Origin of the sequence: Mycobacterium malmoense (assembly GCF_019645855.1) — a bacterium.
Lineage (GTDB): Bacteria > Actinomycetota > Actinomycetes > Mycobacteriales > Mycobacteriaceae > Mycobacterium > Mycobacterium malmoense.
In genome coordinates, this window is record NZ_CP080999.1 from 1,326,390 (window position 1) to 1,344,164 (window position 17,775).

Here is a 17,775-nt window from a genome sequence, read left to right on the forward strand (position 1 = left end):
GCAGGGGACCGAAATACTCCGCGATAGAAGCCTTCCGGTGCCCGCGGAACCTCTGAATTCGCGGAGCCTCCGAATTGTAGTCAATGTCTCGCTCGCGGGCGGTGCGTCAGTCAAGACCGTTCTCATCGTCCGACCCCCACGCATCGCCGAGCAGAAATTCGGCGGCCTGCTCCGCTGCCTCCCGATCGTCGTTGCCCAGCACATGGGCGTACGTCTCCAAGAAGAACCCGACGTTGGCGTGGCCGATCCGCTCGCCGATCACCTTTGGGCTGATGCCGGCCCGCAGCGCGCCGGTGGCGTAGGAGTGGCGCAGATCGTGAAAGGTGATGCGCGACAGGCCCGCCGCGGCCGCCAGCCTGTCGAAGCGTTGGCGGATCGTGTCGGCGTGCGGCGGCCGGCCGTCCTGGTAGGTGAACAAATAGCCGCCCGGATGGTAGGCGTTGCCAAAGAATTCGCGTTCGCTGTCTTGGAGCTGGCGCCAACGGCGCAGCGCCGCCACGGTGGTGCGGTCGATGGAGATCGTCTGGTCAGCGTTGCGGGTTTTGCCGCCGGCCTTGTCCAGTGCTCGGCCGCCGACCACCATGCGATTGTCGTGCACGGTGATCATGCCAGCGTCCAGGTCGACGTCGGACCACTTCAAACCGCACACCTGGCCGCGCCGAATCCCGGTCGTGAGTTCCAACAGGAATAGCGCCGCGAACCGGTCTTCGCGGATCGACGCGAGGAATGTCCGAATTTCCTCCGGCTTCCACACCGTGCGGCGCGTTCGTGGCCGACGCGGCGGCCTGACATTGCTCGCGGGGTTGTCGGTGATGTACTTCCAGGCCACCGCGTCGACCAGTGCCCGGTGCAGGAAGGCGTGGACGTTGCGGACGGTCTTGGGTGCCAGGCCCGGCGGAATCGGTTTGGGCACAATGCCGACCCGATAGCGCCGCACAGGCGTGCGTGCCGCGTGGATCGTCGTGTTGCACGCCTCCGATAGCTGGCGTGGTGTGGGCGGGGCGCCAGCGGCGTTGCGCTCCGACCAGTGTGCGTACATCACAGAGTCGTTGTCGCGCTTGACGCGGCCCTCAGTGAGCAGCTTGGCGTAGAGCTTTAGTAGCTGGGGCCTCGTCGAGTCGTTGCAAGCGCTCGGCACCGATGTGGGGGATGACGTATGTGCGGGCGTAGTCGCTCCAACTCCGCCACGTCGTGGCGTCGAGCGCCGGTTCGACCGCGGCGAGCCACTCGGTGAGGAACTGTGCCATCGTGCGGGTGGACGGCTTGACGATGCGACCGCGGTCGGCGTCGCGCATGGCATCTCGGCAGGCTTTCCATGCCTCGCGCTCAGTGTCGAAGCCGCCCTTGCTGATCCAGGGATACCGGCCGGTAGACGGGTCGCGCTCGGGCAGGCGGAATTTGTAGTACCAGGACGAACCGCGCTGGTGCACCGTGCCTTTCACGATGCCACCAGTTCGCGCAGTCCTGCGGTCACGACGTAAATGCGGCCGCCGAGCCGACGAACGGGTAGTTCGTCGGAGGCTACCAACCGATAAGCGGCGGTCCGACTGATTCCCAGCAGCTGCGCGGCGTGGGGCACGGCCAGCAGTAGGGGAAGGTCATTGAACACGTTGCTCTCCAAGGTAATTCAACACCTTTCCATATGTTGGACGGGTATTTCTTCGGAGGGGCATGCCCTGTGGACTTGCGGGCTGCATTGTGGACAAAAGCGCGCGGCTTCGGTTCCGTCGGGCTCAGTGACCGTGATTGTGCGAGAATGCGCGTCCTCGCATTCACCACACCAAGGCACTGCTGTCATGGGCGGGTCTGGCACCGGCCAGGCATTGTTGAGTCGCTGGGCCAGCACTCGAACCGGATCACGCGCCCCATTCGGGTTTCGGATCAGATGGTCCGTGAGGTCTGAGGCAAGCCAACCGCGCGCCAGTGCGGACTTGATGGCCGGGAAGAGACTGTTCGCGTTGCGGGTCCCCAGCTTCCATGAATCGATCACTGTCCCCAGGATCAGTGTCGCGGCGTCGTCCGGATCGGATGGTGATTCGGTTGATGGATTCAAGGGTCCCGATCTGGGACCCCCGTGGGGTGTCGATTTGACACCGCCCCCGTCTGGCTGTGGGACGGCCCCTGTCCTGTATTGGGACTGGGGGTCCCGGATCGGGACCGGGTGGAAGATGTTGTGTTCGAGGGTGATTCAGGTAATAGCGGGTTGAACGGCGAGCCCCGGAGTCGTGGAATTGCGGACGCCGGGTCATGAAGGCCTGCGTTTCTAGATAGCTCAGCGCGCGCAAGACGGTGCTTCTGCCGGCGCCGGATTCAGCCATTAGAGTGCGGATTGAGGGATAGCAGGAGAAGTCTTCATCCGCCTTATTTGCCAGTAGGACGAGGATGAACTTGGCGACCGGGTTGCTGATGTCCAAGTCCTTCGCCCACGCGAGTGCTTCCCAGCTCATTCCGACGCTCCGACAAAAGACGGCTTACCGACGCCCGTTTCAGCGCGCTGCGCGCTACGGCGATCCGTCTCGCGTCGTTCCATAGGTAAACGGTAACCACGGCTAACGGCGCTGCGCGACGGTCACGCGAATTTCGTTTGATCGAATCTAACTGCAGCGCATGTGATTACCGATGATTCGCGGAGCGAAGTGAAACATCGCGAAACACCCTGCATCGCAACGGCATTACCTTGTTGCGATGCGTACGTCGATGGATGGCGGCGGATCGGTGCTCCGACTGTGCTGGGCGCAGGCAATTGGGTCCTGGGCGCTACATTGACGCAGATCGCGTCAACGGGCCGCGGTTTTAGCCATCAATGAGTCGTGCGCGTCTAAGTGACGCCAGCAAACGCTGAGCCGCCCGAAGCGTTGGCGCGTGCGCGGCGGTATTGAGCCGCCCCAAGTTCGCTTCGGCGGCCAGGGACTCCAACACGGTGCGGCACGCGCGGGGCGATTTCAGCACGATCTGCGCGGCCTCGGCCGGGCTGGATTGAACCTGTTTTGTCTCGATCCGGACGCGTTCCACGATTCGGTCGATGGGCTTCTCGACGACCTCGACCCGCACCGCTACGGCGCCGTTCCTCGCTGCGCGGCGCTCTTCATAAGCGGCTCGCCAGCATTGCTGTGAGCACCACATCGACGGGCGTCCGGGCTTCGGCGGCCAAGCGCTACTTGGTATCTCTGCGCCGCACCGAGGACACCGTTTAGCTGGCATGAGAACGACTATAAGGGAGGCCTCCTTAATTAAATACGGACGAAATTGCGCTGACGTTACGTGACCTGAGTGCAAGAGGTCTGATGTTCGGTGATGCAGTGAAGTTAGCGCATGTAAGGACCATGCGGCTCGCCATCGCTGGCTATGCGTGCGCGGCGGGCCGAAACTACGTCATCCGGGTACCTCGGGGACGGCGTCGCGGGTCGGCCAACGGGTGCCCGATCATCGGTGAGGCGGCCCGCAGCTTGACGATGCCGTTGGCGGGCTCGAAACGAACCAGAGAGGCGCGGCCGCACCGCACTCACCCGCCAGTCGGTGGAGTCATTGATCTCGCTCGATGGCCCTGTCGAGTCTTCGGCGGTCAAGCGGACCGGACAGCCTCGACGTTAGGGGAGGCGCAGCACCCGGACTGGCAGGCCGGGAGCGTTGGCTAATCGGCCATCGTCAGAAAGCAGGTCGGCACCAATGTGCTTGGCGAGCGCCACGTACACCGCGTCACCGAATGTGACGTTTGCCCGTAACCGCCACGCGTCGGCGAACAACCCGCGTACCTCGGTGACGCGCAAGGGCCAGCCCGTCAGCGCGTCGATGGCATGATTTGATCTGCGCGGGTGTCAGGATTCGGTTCAAGTCCAATCTTCGCAGCACCGCTCCACACTCCACGAAGAACAGTTCCGGCACCCATGGCACCGCGTCGGCCGGGAACAGCGCTCGCAGAGCTCGCCCGCGAAGCGTATCGGCGGCCAGCTCGACGCCAGCGGAGGCATCGATGACGACCGGGTTCACACCTCGCCAGCGGTGCGCGTGTCGGGGAGGGTGTCAGCTGCCCGCACCCCTGGATCAATCGGTTCCCCGGCTTGACGACGATCAAGCCATGCGACGAAAGACTCCGGCGTGATCTCCTCATGGGGGTCGAGGACGACCACGGCGGGGTCGGATGGGACATCGGGGAAGCTAGCCACGGACTCCAGTCTATCGACCTGCACGAACCTGCACGAATGTCGCGACAGTCTGTAGGCGAATATTTGGGCACTCTCGGAACAGGATGCGTCGGGCGCGCTTGATTGATAATCCCGGTTATCCATGAAGCTTGTCAGACCCTCCCGCCGTCGCATTTCCACCGTCACGGTGACGCATTAGCTGCACTTGTCACGGTTTACCATCACTAACGCTCATCGTCCGTGAGGTCACGCAGACGCCAAAACCTAGTGATGGGCGTTGGGCCGGCTGCGGAGTTGCAATTCGATTGTGGAGGTCCGCCCGCCCCTGTCATGATGACCGCTGAACACGGAAAGGACTTGGATTCAGTGACGCCACTCGAAGCGAAGATATTCGAGGATTTCAAGAACGTCTTGGTGCAGGAAGCCGTCAGTGAGGTGATAGTCGAGGCTCTCGCCGCAGCGTTCGACGCGGAAAAGCTTCCTTCCGCCGAGGCTCTTGCCGTATTGATCAAAGAGCGAAGCGGCGGCCCGTCGGCGTGATCAAGGTCCTCGACATCCACATCGAAGAATTTCGCGGTATCAGATCGATCGATCTTCCTTTCGACGGAAAGTCTTTCGTCATTCACGGGCCGAACGGGTCGGGTAAGAGTGGGGTTGTCGACGCGATCGACTTCGCACTCACTGGCAATATCGCCCGTCTGTCGGGTGAGGGAACCAAGGGCGTAACCGTCGCCAAGCACGGGCCGCACGTGCATCGGCGTGATGACCCGGGAGCCGCCAAGGTCACGTTGGCGTTCGAGGATTTGAAGTCCGGCCAGCGAGGCTCGATAACCCGGTCGGTTTCCAAAGCGGATCAGATCGTTCTAGAGCCGGACACGGAAGAATTACGCGCTTCCATCCAACAGGCTGGCCTGCACCCCGAACTCACGCTGTCGCGACGAGAAATCATCAAGTACATCGTCGCGAAACCAGCCGAGCGAGCTCAACAGGTTCAGTTGCTCTTGAAGCTGGACCGGCTCGGTGAGTTCAGGAAACTTCTGAAGACCACGCTGGGCAAGCTGTCGACTGAATACAAGAGTGCGAGCGACGAACGACGAACCGCCGAGAACTCGTTCACGGGACACCTGGACATCGCCAGCCTTCTGGTCGCGGAGATCGCGCTCAAGATCAATGAGCAACGGCGGATCCTGGCCCTCAGCGATCTGACCGACATCACCATCGAGTCCGACTTTCTCGAAGGCCTTGGGGCCGACCAGACTGCACGCCCGTACGATCTGAAGACGGCACAGCGGGAAAGCGGCCAACTCAGTGTGCGACTCGATTCGTTCGACGATCTCGACAAGGGGCAGGCAGCCCTTCGCGTCGCGCTGCGCGAGCTCGACGAGGATCCGACGCTGCTCGACACGCTGCGCCACCGGGATTTGGTGGAGCAGGGCCTCGCAAACCTTCGAACGAACGATTGCCCCCTGTGCGACCTGGCGTGGGACAGCTTGGACGATCTTCGAAGGCACCTAGAAGCCAAACTGGAACGTTCGGCTGCCGCGCAGGAACTCAAGACCCGCATCACGCAAACCGCTGAATCGTACCGAGGTCTCGTCATCGACTTGGCGGATCTTGTGCAGCGGTTGGTTCCCGTCGCGCAGGCCGAGGGCGGCGATGAGTTGCACCACCTGATGACAAGTTGGGTCCAGATTCTGCGCGAGCACGGACGGCGGCTCCGTCGGTTCGACGACATCGTCACGCTTACTGATGTGTTGGAGACTCGGCCCTGTAAGCCTCCGGAGGGTCTTCCCGAGAAGTACGCGGAATTCGACGCGATACTGGGCGACAAGGCCGACTCGTCTGCTACGGATGCCGCGCGGTCATTCCTCACAATCGCGAAGGATCGTTGGGGGCGGGTGCGGCTAGCACGCGCCGGCGAAGGCAAGGCCGATGCAGCGCACACCACTGCGAAGCTCACCTACGACAGCTACTGCCAGATCAGCGATGCCGCGTTGACCGCGTTATACGACGCGGTCGAAACCGACTTCAGCGCCTACTATCGGAAGATCAATGCCGATGACGAGTCGGGTTTCAAGGCGGCGCTGATTCCACAGACCGCGAGTTTGGACTTGTCGGTCGACTTCTACGGCCTCGGCATGTTTCCTCCCACCGCCTATCACAGCGAGGGCCATCAAGACGGGATGGGGGTCTGCCTCTACCTTGCATTGGTCAAGCGTCTGCTCGGCGACGAGTTCAGTTTCGCGGTGCTTGATGATGTCGTTATGTCTGTCGACGTCAACCATCGGCGTCAGTTCTGCACACTTCTAAAAGAAGAATTCCCGCTCGTTCAGTTCATCATCACAACGCATGACGAGGTATGGGCTAGGCAGATGCAGTCGGCTGGCCTAGTCACCACAAGGGGCCATGCTCGATTTCACGGATGGACGGTCGACGGGGGTCCAATCTATGAACAGGGTGACGTCTGGGAGAGGATCGAGTCTGACCTCGCTCGCGGAGACGTACCCGGCGCGGCGCACAAATTGCGGCGGCGACTGGAGGCGGCATGCGCTGACATCGCTCACTCCATCAGGGGGCAGGTTACGTACAAGGGCGACAACGGATACGACCTTTCTGAGCTGATGGATTCGGTGAAGTCCCGTCACGCGCGCCTGTTGAAGAAGGCAGCAGAGGCAGCTCAGTCATGGGGTGATCAGACCGCGTCCGCAAAGGCAGCCTCTCTGAAGGAGAGACGCGCCGAGGTGGTGCCTGAGCAGGCGGCCGAGAGCTGGGTGATTAATCCGGTGGTCCACAACAACGATTGGGCCAACGTCTCCGTCGCCGACTTCCGGCCGGTGGTAGACAGCGCACGAGCATTCCTCGACCTGTTCACTTGTGATAACCCGACATGCGGCAGTTGGGTCTACGTCTTGGGATACCCTGACGAGGAACTGAGGTGCAGCTGCGGCAACTACAGTTTGAATCTGAAGAAGAAGTGAAAATAGCCACCAATGTCTTGATCTGTTGGCGCGCAGCGTACTTCGAGCCACGCATTGCGGGCGGGGAGACAGGGCGCCGATGACGCTTCCCACGGCCTGGATCGTCGACGTTGACGGCACCCTAGCGCTTCACGCGCATCGCAACCCCTACAATTGGAAGGACGCTGCCGCGGACCAACCGAACGAGCCGGTAGTAACGGCAGTTCAAGCATTGGCGGCACATCCCAATGTCGATGCCATAATTGCCATTTCGGGCCGACCGGAACAGGCGCGCCCTCTCACGGAGAAATGGCTGGACGCTCACAACATACCGTTCGACGCTTTACTGTTGCGCGCCGATGGTGACAACAGAGCCGATGCCGTGGTGAAGGAGGACGCATTCCGAGCCCTCGTGGCGCCGCGCTATTCCGTCTTGGGCGTCGTCGACGATCGGACCAAAGTCGTGCGCATGTGGCGCCGGTTGGGGTTGATCTGTCTCCAGGTGGCCGAGGGCGACTTCTAGCGTCTGACGCCTATTGGCCCGGTGAGCCCAGGCGTTCCAACGAGATCGCCAGCGGTCTGCTTTTTTCGCAGGCATGTAGGAGTACGCCGACGAAGTCGTTGCCCTATGCGCCAAGTCGGTTGGGATCGCTAGCAGTGTGTCCTGGCGATGATTCGCCGCCGCCACCGTGGGGTGGCGCTAGGCACGAGCGAAGCATGTGGAAGACGGTTACAAGCTTGGACAGTGGGTGGGCGTGCAGCGCACAACACACGGAAACGGCACGCTGGAGTCCGACCGGATTCGTCGACTTGGGGAGTTACCCGGCTGGTTGTGGGACGTCGGTTTTTTGGCGGCAGCACGCCGTTCGACCTCCCGACTACTCTAGCTGGGCGCGCGTCGTGGGGCGTGTCGCCGCCGGCGGCCCAGGTTACTCCGACCAATGGCGTGATCCGCAGTCGCCGTCGTTCTCCGAACCATTGCCATTAGGAGGCGGTCTTCATGGGTGCGGCGCCGTTTCATCCTCGGCGGCCGCCAGCTCAGCTGGGCTCAATGTCCCGACGAACAGGGCAGTGTGGATGACAAGCGCCGCGGTGCCGACATCCCCGTATTCAACGATGCCGTGTGCGAACTGGTTACGAATGTTAAGCCCGGCAGGCTCATTCAGCACCACTTTCAGGAATCGCACGCCCGACTCCGAAATGTTGAAACGCCCAATGAGGGCGTCGATCAAGAAGCCCAGTGCGGGATACTGCCCCGGGCGGTGGGACTGCTCCAGGGCGTACATGCCGTAGTCGATGCGCAGCAGCAATTCGCGGATGAGCGTTTCGATCTTCGGAACCAATGTATGTATGGCACCAGGGGTATCGCCTACCCAAAATCGCTGCAGTGCCAGAACGATACTGGGCAAGGCGGATCGGTGGATGCCTGGCCATGTGTTTAGAAACTCAGCCAGTTGCTGGGTTGTTGGTAGCCCGAACCTTCTCGGTATCTCGTGCAACGCTGCAATGAGCGGCCCCAATATGCCGCCGATGATCTGTGCCTCGAGCTTCGTTAGGTCATATTCGAACTTCTCATCTGGGGTCGTCGCACGAAAGTAGGGCAGATTGCCTGGGCCGAATACCGTCGCAGGAAACAGTGCAGTCAGAGGTGCTAAGTTATGGTGTTCGCGAACCATCGATCTATTACGTGCCGTATCGCCGTTAAGTGGCCCGCATGTCGCGAAGGACATCAGCGCTCGGTGCCAGGTGTTGCCCGCGATGAAACGATCGCGCATTTCTTCGAATAGCTCGTCGTAGTGTTCTGAGCTTGACTCCACCCGAATCAGTTGCAGATCCTGGTCACGCGCAGTTTGGAGCACGGCCGCGGCGCGCTCGCGCAATTCTTGTGAGCCGGATCGGTCGGCTATTTGAACTGCCTTCTCACGTAGAAGAATTCGGATGATCTCCGATTCCGCGTCATCGGAGCTTATGATGTATGAATCCACGCGTCGGCGCCAAAGTTGTTGCCTGCACTCGTCGTCGACGCAACGTGAAAGAATTAGTTGCAGGATTTCGTCGCGGTCGTCTGGGAAGGTTAGGACTTCTGTGGCCCGCGCAAGGACTGCGTCGAGACGCGCGCTGGGCCCCGGCTCGGCGACAGCGTGTTGGAGCGCGCGGATCACCACCCCGCCGGTGAGATTCGGGTCGTCGGCCTCGAGAAGCTTTTCAATGTGGTTCAGGAGTAGCTCGACCGAGGCGGCAGCTCGCCCGTCATCGTTGATCGCTCGGGCGATCCGACTGGCTACTTTCAGGTCTTCGATCGCGTCCGATTGGCGTTGCCATATTGCTGCGGACTGCATGTATGCGTCAATAGCAACCGCTGCCATCTTTCTGCCACCAGAGCCGCCAAGTTGGAACAACAGGTGCGCTAGCCGGGAACGTGCTGCTGGCGCTTTTGCCAACGCGAACAATTCACGCCAGGCCCCTTTGATGGAGTCGTCGACGTCCCTCACATGCGGAGGTTCGGTCCGATCTCCGAATAGGTGTCGTGGGACGAGCTTCGCGTTCCGGTCGCTGATTTCCGTGGCGTAGTCGACGACCCAACAGACGGCAGCCATCAGCCTCGGCGCGTCATCGGGCACCTCCTGATACACGTGGTATCCAAACCGTTCGCGCAGCAATGTTGACATCGCATACCGGCTATCTGTACCGGCCGCGTCATCTAGCGCATTGGCGTACCAGACAGTGTCTTTTGCGTCTCCAACTGGCGGCGTCGTCGAGTCGACCATGGCGCGCAATTCTTCCAGAGGACGCCCGCTGGTTCTGGGTGTCGCCTCAGCGTGGTGGTAGTTGATCGAGGATTGTCGGACGCAACTTCCGATAGGCACGCGTGCTGATGCCAGTCGTGCACGTTCGCTGCGTCCGCCCGCTCCTGGCTGTTGGAGCTCTACAGGCGGCCTTGAGTTCCAAGATCACCTGGCTAGTCGGCCCGCCGACTGCCAGATTTGGGAACAAATTTGGAAACCAAACTCCGCGAAACCACCCCAAACCAGCCCAACACGGTCGCAACCACCCGGACACCCGAACCCGGCTGACCTGCACAAACGAGACAAGAAGAACGCCCGAAAACCCCTGGCCGCTAGCTCATAACCCAGAGGTCGCAGGTTCGAATCCTGTCCCCGCTACTAAAGAAAGCGGTCCTGACCAGGCGAAAAAGGCCGCCAGCATCAGCTGGCGGCCTTTTTGGCCTGGTGAACGAGCGACGGCGGTATCGCCGCGTGGGAGTCCAACGACGCTCCACGAAGCCGTTATCGGTCGGGTCGTTGGCCCGGCCGTCGTCGCAAAGTGGCGTTTATCGGACCAGCGTTCTGGGGTCGGGGAAGCCCATTTTGGTGTAGCTGGGCGCGCGCTTTCGTAGCGAAGAGGCAAGCACCGGAGTGAGTTCGTCGTAGTAGTCGTGGACGGTCGCGGCGCGCTTGGCGGGGTGAGGGCGGGTGATGCGGCCGAAGGTGATCGGGGCGGCGAGGAACAGTGTGTCCAAGGCCGGGCAGTCGAATCCTTCGCCGATGAATGAGCCGGTGCCGACGATCAGCAAGGGTTCGGCGTCAGCGGTGTGGTTGGCGAGTTGTTCGGAGATCTCCCGGCGTTGCCGCGCCTTCATCTGGCCGCTCAGGACGACGACGTGCTTACCGGCGGCGCCGAGGCCCTCGACGATTGCGTTGAGGTGGTCAATCCAGGTGGTGAGGACCAGGATGTTGGCGCCGTCGGCGTGAGCGGCGAGGATGTCGGCGATGATCTGCTCAAGTCGGGCTTGATTGGCGATCAGCGCTCGATAGATCTCGGCCATTCCGCCTGGCGCCCTGGGGTCGGCCTCCCCGGCGTAGCGGAACTTGGTGGGGTGCACGCGGAGGACGGGATGGGGTGCGACCAGATCGGTATCCGCTGAGGGGAGTTGGCCCGCCGCGGGGCCCTCGAGGGTCACGTGATGCGATCCGAGTTGATGGTAGATGAGATCTTCAAGCCCGTCGCGGCGCTCGGGCGTGGCGGTGAGCCCAAGCCAGTACTTTGCAGGTATTCGATTGATGACGTGGAAGAATGCGCTTGCGGCGATGTGATGGCATTCATCGGCGACCACGAAACCGTAGTTCGCCGTGAGGTTTTCGATGGTGTCGCGACGGGCGAGGGTGGGTAGCAGAGCGACGTCGATGATGCCGGTGGTTTTGGATCGCCCGCCGCCGATCTGGCCGCACTTGAATCCGAGGTGCTTCTGCAACCGGTCACGCCATTGGTCCGCCAGCGCTTTGCGATCGACCAGGATGAGGGTCGAGGTGGCGCGTGAGGCGATTGCGGCGCAAGCAATTACCGTTTTGCCCGAGCCGGGGGGCGCGATGAGCACACTCGTGTCTTCTTCAACCAGCCGTCGTGCGACGGCGGCCTGTTCGGCCCTGAGCGGGGTTGAGCAGCTGAATGCGTGACTATCGCCGGCAGCGCGCTTGTCGTCGATCCGCAACGTACTCCCGGCTGAGTCGACCAGTTCTGCCAGAAGCGTGTATAGGCCGCGCGGCAGGACGAGATCGCCCTCGGCCGTCTCGTCGTAGCTGTAGAGAAAGCGCGGAGTGTCCCAAGTGCTGCGTCGAGCGCGCTGGCGAGCATCGAACTCGGGATTGCGGATTGAGGCTGCGTGTTTGACGGCCGCGATCATGGCCGGGCCAAGGTCACTGGAGGTCAGGGTTAGCCGGGATGCGAAGGTTGCCCGGATGATCGCCGCCGGCCTTGGCACGATTTTCGACGACGTGGGTAGCTGCAGGCTGCGTACGCGATGGCCGAATTGCGGATCAGGCAGCACACGAGCAAGCGTGGACACGTCCTTAAGTGACAGCCGCGCGATGCTGGACAGGTAGGCCCACTGGTCGTCGAAGGGTTCCAGTGTGGCGGGGTCGAGGAAGAGCGTCGTGCCGTGCTGGCGGCGTTTGCCATTCAGCGGTGCGGCGATGAGATTTCCCATGCCCCGGCCGCTGTGGATGTCTTGGGCGGGAAACAGCCGGTCATAGCTGCTCAGGTGCATACTGCCGCGGAGTTGAAAAGCCTCGCCGAGCAGGCTAGTGGCAACTGTTGCCGCCGACGTGGCCTGCGCGAAGAAGATCCACACGTGCGCCCCGCGCCCGGACTGCGACACCTCCAACGCCGCCGGAACCTTATGGGCCCGTGCGGCTTTCATATAGGCCAGCGCATCGAGTAGCGCGGCCTCTTTGTCGAAGTCGGCCGCTACCCACCAACAGGTGTCGTCGTCGTCGAGCGGATAAAGACCGATATGTATCTCGCCGCGCAAGTGCCGTCCGATGACATCGGGAGTCAACGGAAGATACGACGCGTCAGCGCGGCTCATGCCTTTGCGCCAGTAGCCGCGGATGGCCGGCATCCAACCGGAGCGGCCGTCGCGGCTGTTCTCCCACCGCAGCGCGTAAACATCGGAGCGACAACGGAAAAGGTCGAGAAAGAAGCGGACCTTGGCTTCGGGCGCCGACCTCATATCGACCGGCGACGCCGGCGCTCCGGCCAGGGCAGCCTGATCCGGATCCGCCGCCCGGGCCTGCTCTTCGCTCAGCTTCAGCAGGTGACGCAAGCGCGCATTGTCGGCACGCAACGTCTTCAACTCGCCCGGGAACCGCTCCACCACAACCACAGTCTGCCGGTCGTCCGGTATCGCCGAACCAGCCGGCTCAAGATCTCCCCGGTCCGCCCACTTCGCCGAAAGTCGCGTTAGCCGTCCGCCCGCTTGGGCTAATCGACTGCAGCGTGGGCTATGGAAACGCGGGCCGGAGAAGGCCAGAGAATTGGAGGCGTTTGGCCCTACCCGGTGTCCGGCGATGATGGAAGTGTGAATCGAAACGCGATACCGCCGAGCGTTCAGCGTCGCCGCTTGGCGGCATCGTCATATCCGAGGGAGGAGGCTGAGGTGACGGAAGCCACCGATCAGCTGACCGAGTTGCCGCTGCCACAGCTGTTAAACGAATTGGAAAGCTCCGCAGCGGGTTTAACGGCAGCCGAGGCGCTACAACGACTGCAGCATTACGGTCCCAACGAGATCGCCGAGCGCCATCGCAATCCGGTGTTGGTGTTTTTGGGGTATTTCTGGGCGCCGATCCCGTGGATGATCGAAGTGGCGCTGGCGTTGTCGGTGGCCGCCCGGCATTGGACCGACGCGGTGATCATCGGGGTGCTGTTGGCGATGAACGGGCTGGTGGCCTTTTTCGAGGAGCATCAGGCCGCAAACGCGATCGGCGCGCTCAAACAACGCCTGGCGTCGGCGGCGCGAGTGTTGCGCGACGGCGCATGGGTGACGGTGGCGGTGCGCGAGTTGGTGCCCGGCGACGTGGTGCGGGTGCGGCTCGGGGATGTGGTGCCCGCCGATCTGCGGGTGCTCGACGACGTCACGCTCGAGGTCGATCAGTCGGCGATGACCGGTGAATCGCTGGCCGTGAGCCGCGGCCAGGGCGAGAGCTTGTTTTCCGGGTCGGTGCTCGTCCGGGGTGAAGCCGACGCGCTGGTGTGTGCCACCGGGGTGTCGTCGTATATGGGGAAGACCACCGCGCTGGTGGAAAGCGCGGGCACGGTAAGCCACTTCCAGCGCGCGGTGCTGCGCATCGCCAATTACCTGATCGTGATCGCGGTCGCGTTGGTGACGTTGACGGTCGTGGTCTCGCTGGTCCGGGGAAATCCGGTGCTGGAGACCCTCGAGTTTGCGCTGGTGGTCACGATCGCGTCGATCCCGGTGGCGCTGCCGGCGGTGCTGTCGGTGACCATGGCCGTGGGGGCGCGCCAGCTGGCGCATCAAGAGGCCGTGGTCAGCCACTTGCCCGCGGTCGAGGAGCTCGGCGGCATCGACCTGTTGTGCTCGGACAAGACCGGAACCCTGACCCAGAACCGTCTCGCGGTGGCCGCCCGCTGGACCACCCCCGCCATGTCCGACGACGAGCTGCTCGTGATTGCCGCGTTGGCCTCGCGCGCCGAAGACAACGACGTCATCGATCTGGCGGTGCTGGCCGCCGCGGGTCAACGACCGGCGGCGCGGGTGGAGCAGTTCGTTCCGTTTGACCCGGTCAGCAAACGCACCGAAGCGCTGGTGCGCGACGCTGACGGTCAGACGTTTCGGGTCAGCAAGGGAGCGCCCCAGGTGATCGCCGCCCTATGCGACGGCGACGGCGCCACCACCCAGGTCGACGACGTGGTCGAACGGTTTGCCACCCACGGGTACCGATCCCTCGGCGTGGCCAGGACGGACGGCGACGGCTCGTGGCGGCTGATCGGTGTGCTGGGGCTGGCCGACCCGCCCCGGGACGACTCCGCGGCCACCATCACCGCCGCAAAGGAACTCGGCATCGACGTCAAAATGGTCACCGGTGATCAGGTGGCCATCGGTCGCGAGATCGCCCGCCAGGTCGGCCTGGGCGAGCAGATCCTCGACGCGGCCATCCTCAACACCGCCGACGACGGCGACCTAGCCGCCCGAGTGGAAGCCACCGACGGGTTCGCGCAGGTGTTTCCCGAACACAAGTACCGCATCGTGCAGCTGCTGCAGGCCCGCGGGCACATCGTCGGGATGACCGGCGATGGCGTCAACGATGCCCCCGCGCTCAAGCAGGCCGACGCCGGCATCGCGGTGGACGGCGCCACGGACGCGGCCCGCGCGGCCGCCGACGTGGTCCTGCTGGCGCCGGGGTTGTCGGTGATCGTGGCCGCGATCGCGCAGGCCCGCGAAATCTTTGCCCGGCTGACCAGTTACGCCACTTACCGCATCGCCGAAACCATCCGGGTGCTGCTGCTGATCACCCTGGCGGTCGTGTTCATGAATTTCTTCCCGGTCACCGCCGCAATGATCGTGTTCCTGGCGCTGCTCAACGACGGCGCGATCCTGTCCATCGCCTACGATCACGTGCGCGGCTCATCAAAGCCGGTCAAGTGGGACATGCGCAGTGTGCTGACCATCGCCACCGTGCTGGGCATCATCGGGGTAGTGGCGACCTTCACGCTTTTCTTCCTCGCCGACAGGGTCTTTCACCTCAGTCATGACCTCATCCGCACCATGATCTACCTGAAATTGTCGGCAGCCGGCCAGCTGACCATCTTCCTCACCCGCGCCCGGGGTCCGTTCTGGTCCCGGCCCGCACCCGCACCGCTACTGCTGGGCGCGGTCGTCGCAGCGCAAACCGTTGCCACCCTGATCTCCGTCTACGGGATGGCGATGACCCCGCTCGGGTGGCGCTGGGCCGGTCTCGTGTGGGCCTACGCGGTGGCGTGGTTCCTGATCAACGACCGGGTCAAGCTCGCCACCTACTACTGGCTCGACCGCCACCCCCGCCGCGAAAATCCAAACCGCTGGCGCGCCAAGCTCCACACGGCCTGACTGGATCAGCTGCGTTCGGCCGCGTTGAGGTACCGCTCTTCGATGGCATGGATCAGCTGGCGTCGTATTCGTTGCAGGTCGGCGGCGCGGCGGGCCGCCAGCTCGTCTTCCCATGCGGCTACTTGCGCGGCGAGTTCCGTGTCGGCGATGGTGTCGCCGAACCAGCGCGAAAAATCGCCGCGTTCGAGGTGATATTGGAGCGCTTGCGGGTCGAGATGGCCTAGCGCGGTGCGGAATTCGTACATCGTGCCCGCCGGGGGGATGGTGTGGCCAGCGGTTGGCCGGAAGTAGAACCGCCGCTCTTTGGGCAGGCGAACGTCGGCATATTTATGGCAGTGCCGCACGTGGCCGGTGCGGCGCGCCGCGATGGTGAAGGCACGCGGCGCCGCCGTGCCGAACTGCACGGTTGCCCGCCGCGCGGGTTGTGGCATAACGTCACCCGCCTCGTCGGCCCCCTCGAGGGTAAGCACGATGTCGGTGTCGTCGACCTCACCGGCGGGCAGCGACGCGGGCACGAACGAGGACAGCAGGTATCCGCCGCGCCGCGTCCAATGTGGCTGCTGGTCGGCGCCGAGCAGCTGGGCCTCGTCATAGACCACCCAGTGGGGAAAACCGCGTGCTTCGCGGTAGGCCTCGGCCGCGGGCCGGAGCCGGCGCAGATAATCGACCTTGTCGGCGGTGGGCAGCGCCGACAGGTCCACCACCAGGCCGGTGTGCGGCTGCAGCAAGCCGACCAGCTCGACCGGTTCGGGAAGGCGATGTTGGGCATCGATGAGCTGTACCCGGTTGAGCTGCCGCAGTTGTCGATGATCGCCTTCGGGATCGACGAGCAACACACAGTAGCCGGCGTTGATCCATTCCTCGGCCAGCAACCCGACCAGGTAGCTCTTGCCCGATCCGGCCGGCCCGGTCACCACCATGCGTGCCTGGCTGCCGGGCATTTTCGCCGGGGTCCCATCGTCGAAGGTCCCGATCCGCACCCACCGGCGCGGCGGGCACCAGCGCCGCGTCCCATTGAGATACGGGCCGGTCAGAAACTCGGCAACACCGGCTCCGTCCGGTTGCTCGAGCACCAGATCGGCATGGTCGCGCACCGACGACACCGCATTAGCCACCGCGACGCCGATTTCGGCCGAGCCGAACAGCGACAGGTCATTTTCGGCGTCCCCGATGGCGATCGTGTTATGCGGTGAGAGGTTCATCTGCGTCAGCATGGCCGCGAGCCCGGTGCCCTTGGTGACCCCGGCCGGCAGAACCATCAGCGCTTCCCGGTTTCGCACGATCTGACAGTCCAGCCCCAACACGCCAATCACTTCGAGAACGGTTGCGGCGTGCTGGCCGTCGACGGCCAAGATCACCTTGCCGCGCCGATACGGCACCCCCCGCTGCTCCAGCGCTGCCTCGAGCGCGCGGTCCACCGGCGCCGATAGCGGGTTGGTCCTGCCGGCGGTCACGGATACGGCCCCGTTTTCCAGGACCAGCGCATCAACATGATCGGTAATCTTGGGGAAGTCCGACGCCAACTCGGCTCCGATTCGCCCGGTGACCAGAACGACTTGGAGACCGTCGCGCCGAATTCGATCGATGGCCCCCAATGCCTGCGCCGAAAGCTGACCCGCCGAGGTGAGAGTGCCGTCCAAATCGACGGCCACCACACGGAAGAACCCCACAACCCACCCCTTCCTTGGGCACGAAGCTAGCCGCCTCTACGGCAAGGAATTGGTGATGGACTCGTCCTCAGGTTGGCCGACGGGCGATAGCGACATAGATCAATATGCGATTGATCAAAATGTTGCAAAGATCGCCATCGTTGGCAACTGCGGCAAGGTCACGGTGCCGCAGGAAGGCCTCGACACGTCGGTCGATGGTCCAACCCGGATAGGCGTGCGCGGGATCGTCGGAGTTGACGAACTCCCGTGCAAGGGCATCGATATCGCGATCAGTCACCATTAAAACACCGGCCATCATCGGCTCCTATACCGGCAGCACGCTCCACATGTGGGACATAAACCTAGGCAATTGTTTCCAATCTGTCCTCAGTGCTCGTAGGGCCATTGGTCCCTACGGCCGGGGTCCGGAAGTCATCAGTGCCTGTAACGCCGACAGCCCGTCCACCGCACAGCACGGCGGCGCTTCCCCGTTATAGCGCAAGCCGAAAAGCGTTGCTGAACACGGTTCATCGCGCTCACGTTAGCCGCGACGGCCAGAAACGAAATCGGCCGTCACGGAATCGGTTGCGTGACGGACCGCCACCAGGATGGGACTTCGGCCCCTACCGGCCGACCCCCACACC

Annotated in this window: 15 protein-coding genes; 5 read left to right on the forward strand and 10 right to left on the reverse strand. The window is 63.2% G+C overall.

The window, feature by feature from the left end; all coding sequences use genetic code 11:
• Positions 1 to 106: 106 nt before the first annotated feature.
• The 6 genes from K3U93_RS06290 to K3U93_RS06315 form a co-directional block, all read right to left on the reverse strand.
• The gene (locus tag K3U93_RS06290; RefSeq protein ID WP_230981593.1) at positions 107 to 1,039 is read right to left on the reverse strand and encodes a tyrosine-type recombinase/integrase; all 933 of its coding nucleotides are present in this window, start codon (positions 1,037 to 1,039) and stop codon (positions 107 to 109) included.
• Positions 1,040 to 1,070: 31 nt separating this feature from the next.
• Entirely contained in the window at positions 1,071 to 1,442 is a 372-nt protein-coding gene (locus K3U93_RS24770; RefSeq protein WP_230981594.1) for an Arm DNA-binding domain-containing protein, read from the reverse strand.
• The gene (locus K3U93_RS06300; protein WP_230981595.1) at positions 1,439 to 1,621 is read right to left on the reverse strand and encodes a helix-turn-helix domain-containing protein; all 183 of its coding nucleotides are present in this window, start codon (positions 1,619 to 1,621) and stop codon (positions 1,439 to 1,441) included. The genes K3U93_RS24770 and K3U93_RS06300 overlap by 4 nt, the downstream gene beginning before the upstream one ends.
• Positions 1,622 to 1,856: 235 nt before the next feature.
• Positions 1,857 to 2,447 (reverse strand): helix-turn-helix domain-containing protein, encoded by a 591-nt coding sequence (locus tag K3U93_RS06305; RefSeq protein ID WP_230981596.1) that lies wholly within the window; start codon positions 2,445 to 2,447, stop codon positions 1,857 to 1,859.
• 346 nt (positions 2,448 to 2,793) lie between these two features.
• On the reverse strand, positions 2,794 to 3,051 hold the full coding sequence (locus tag K3U93_RS06310; protein WP_071512496.1) for a hypothetical protein: 258 nt from the start codon (positions 3,049 to 3,051) through the stop codon (positions 2,794 to 2,796).
• A 932-nt stretch (positions 3,052 to 3,983) separates the two neighbouring features.
• Entirely contained in the window at positions 3,984 to 4,163 is a 180-nt protein-coding gene (locus K3U93_RS06315; RefSeq protein WP_139796884.1) for an ATP-dependent acyl-CoA ligase, read from the reverse strand.
• 309 nt (positions 4,164 to 4,472) lie between these two features.
• Between K3U93_RS06315 and K3U93_RS06320 the strand changes: the two genes are divergently transcribed.
• The 4 genes from K3U93_RS06320 (at position 4,473) to K3U93_RS25455 (ending at position 7,986) form a co-directional block, all read left to right on the forward strand.
• On the forward strand, positions 4,473 to 4,682 hold the full coding sequence (locus K3U93_RS06320) for a hypothetical protein (protein WP_071512499.1): 210 nt from the start codon (positions 4,473 to 4,475) through the stop codon (positions 4,680 to 4,682).
• On the forward strand, positions 4,679 to 7,120 hold the full coding sequence (locus K3U93_RS06325; RefSeq protein ID WP_071512500.1) for an AAA family ATPase: 2,442 nt from the start codon (positions 4,679 to 4,681) through the stop codon (positions 7,118 to 7,120). Before K3U93_RS06320 ends, K3U93_RS06325 begins: the two co-directional genes overlap by 4 nt.
• A gap of 79 nt (positions 7,121 to 7,199) precedes the next feature.
• Positions 7,200 to 7,622 (forward strand): phosphatase domain-containing protein, encoded by a 423-nt coding sequence (locus K3U93_RS06330; RefSeq protein ID WP_071512501.1) that lies wholly within the window; start codon positions 7,200 to 7,202, stop codon positions 7,620 to 7,622.
• A gap of 196 nt (positions 7,623 to 7,818) precedes the next feature.
• Positions 7,819 to 7,986, forward strand: a complete 168-nt coding sequence (locus K3U93_RS25455) for a helicase associated domain-containing protein (protein ID WP_139796886.1) — start codon at positions 7,819 to 7,821, stop codon at positions 7,984 to 7,986.
• 111 nt (positions 7,987 to 8,097) lie between these two features.
• Here the strand turns inward: K3U93_RS25455 and K3U93_RS06340 are convergent, their stop codons facing one another.
• Together K3U93_RS06340 and K3U93_RS06345 are read right to left on the reverse strand one after the other, a co-directional pair.
• Positions 8,098 to 9,867 carry a DUF4209 domain-containing protein gene (locus K3U93_RS06340; protein ID WP_139796887.1) on the reverse strand — a complete coding sequence of 590 codons (1,770 nt, stop codon included), beginning with the start codon at positions 9,865 to 9,867 and terminating at the stop codon, positions 8,098 to 8,100.
• A gap of 563 nt (positions 9,868 to 10,430) precedes the next feature.
• A complete protein-coding gene (locus K3U93_RS06345) occupies positions 10,431 to 12,755 on the reverse strand; it encodes a DEAD/DEAH box helicase (RefSeq protein ID WP_071512552.1) in 2,325 nt (774 codons plus the stop codon).
• Between the two features lie 279 nt (positions 12,756 to 13,034).
• Here K3U93_RS06345 and K3U93_RS06350 point away from each other — a divergent pair, with 279 nt between their 5' ends.
• Positions 13,035 to 15,482 (forward strand): plasma-membrane proton-efflux P-type ATPase, encoded by a 2,448-nt coding sequence (locus K3U93_RS06350; RefSeq protein WP_071512503.1) that lies wholly within the window; start codon positions 13,035 to 13,037, stop codon positions 15,480 to 15,482.
• A 5-nt stretch (positions 15,483 to 15,487) separates the two neighbouring features.
• Here the strand turns inward: K3U93_RS06350 and K3U93_RS06355 are convergent, their stop codons facing one another.
• Together K3U93_RS06355 and K3U93_RS06360 are read right to left on the reverse strand one after the other, a co-directional pair.
• Entirely contained in the window at positions 15,488 to 17,152 is a 1,665-nt protein-coding gene (locus K3U93_RS06355) for an HAD family hydrolase (RefSeq protein ID WP_071512504.1), read from the reverse strand.
• Between the two features lie 67 nt (positions 17,153 to 17,219).
• Positions 17,220 to 17,450 (reverse strand): hypothetical protein, encoded by a 231-nt coding sequence (locus K3U93_RS06360; protein WP_071512505.1) that lies wholly within the window; start codon positions 17,448 to 17,450, stop codon positions 17,220 to 17,222.
• Between the last annotated feature and the right edge of the window lie 325 nt (positions 17,451 to 17,775).

Excerpts from the sequence above, each read along its gene's own strand:
- K3U93_RS06340 (WP_139796887.1), bottom strand. The coding sequence starts at position 9,867 with ATGGTCGACTCGACGACGCCGCCAGTTGGAGACGCAAAAGACACTGTC.
- K3U93_RS06330 (WP_071512501.1), top strand. The coding sequence starts at position 7,200 with ATGACGCTTCCCACGGCCTGGATCGTCGACGTTGACGGCACCCTAGCG.
- K3U93_RS06290 (WP_230981593.1), bottom strand. The coding sequence starts at position 1,039 with ATGTACGCACACTGGTCGGAGCGCAACGCCGCTGGCGCCCCGCCCACA.
- K3U93_RS06320 (WP_071512499.1), top strand. The coding sequence starts at position 4,473 with ATGATGACCGCTGAACACGGAAAGGACTTGGATTCAGTGACGCCACTC.
- K3U93_RS06360 (WP_071512505.1), bottom strand. The coding sequence starts at position 17,450 with ATGATGGCCGGTGTTTTAATGGTGACTGATCGCGATATCGATGCCCTT.
- K3U93_RS06305 (WP_230981596.1), bottom strand. The coding sequence starts at position 2,447 with ATGAGCTGGGAAGCACTCGCGTGGGCGAAGGACTTGGACATCAGCAAC.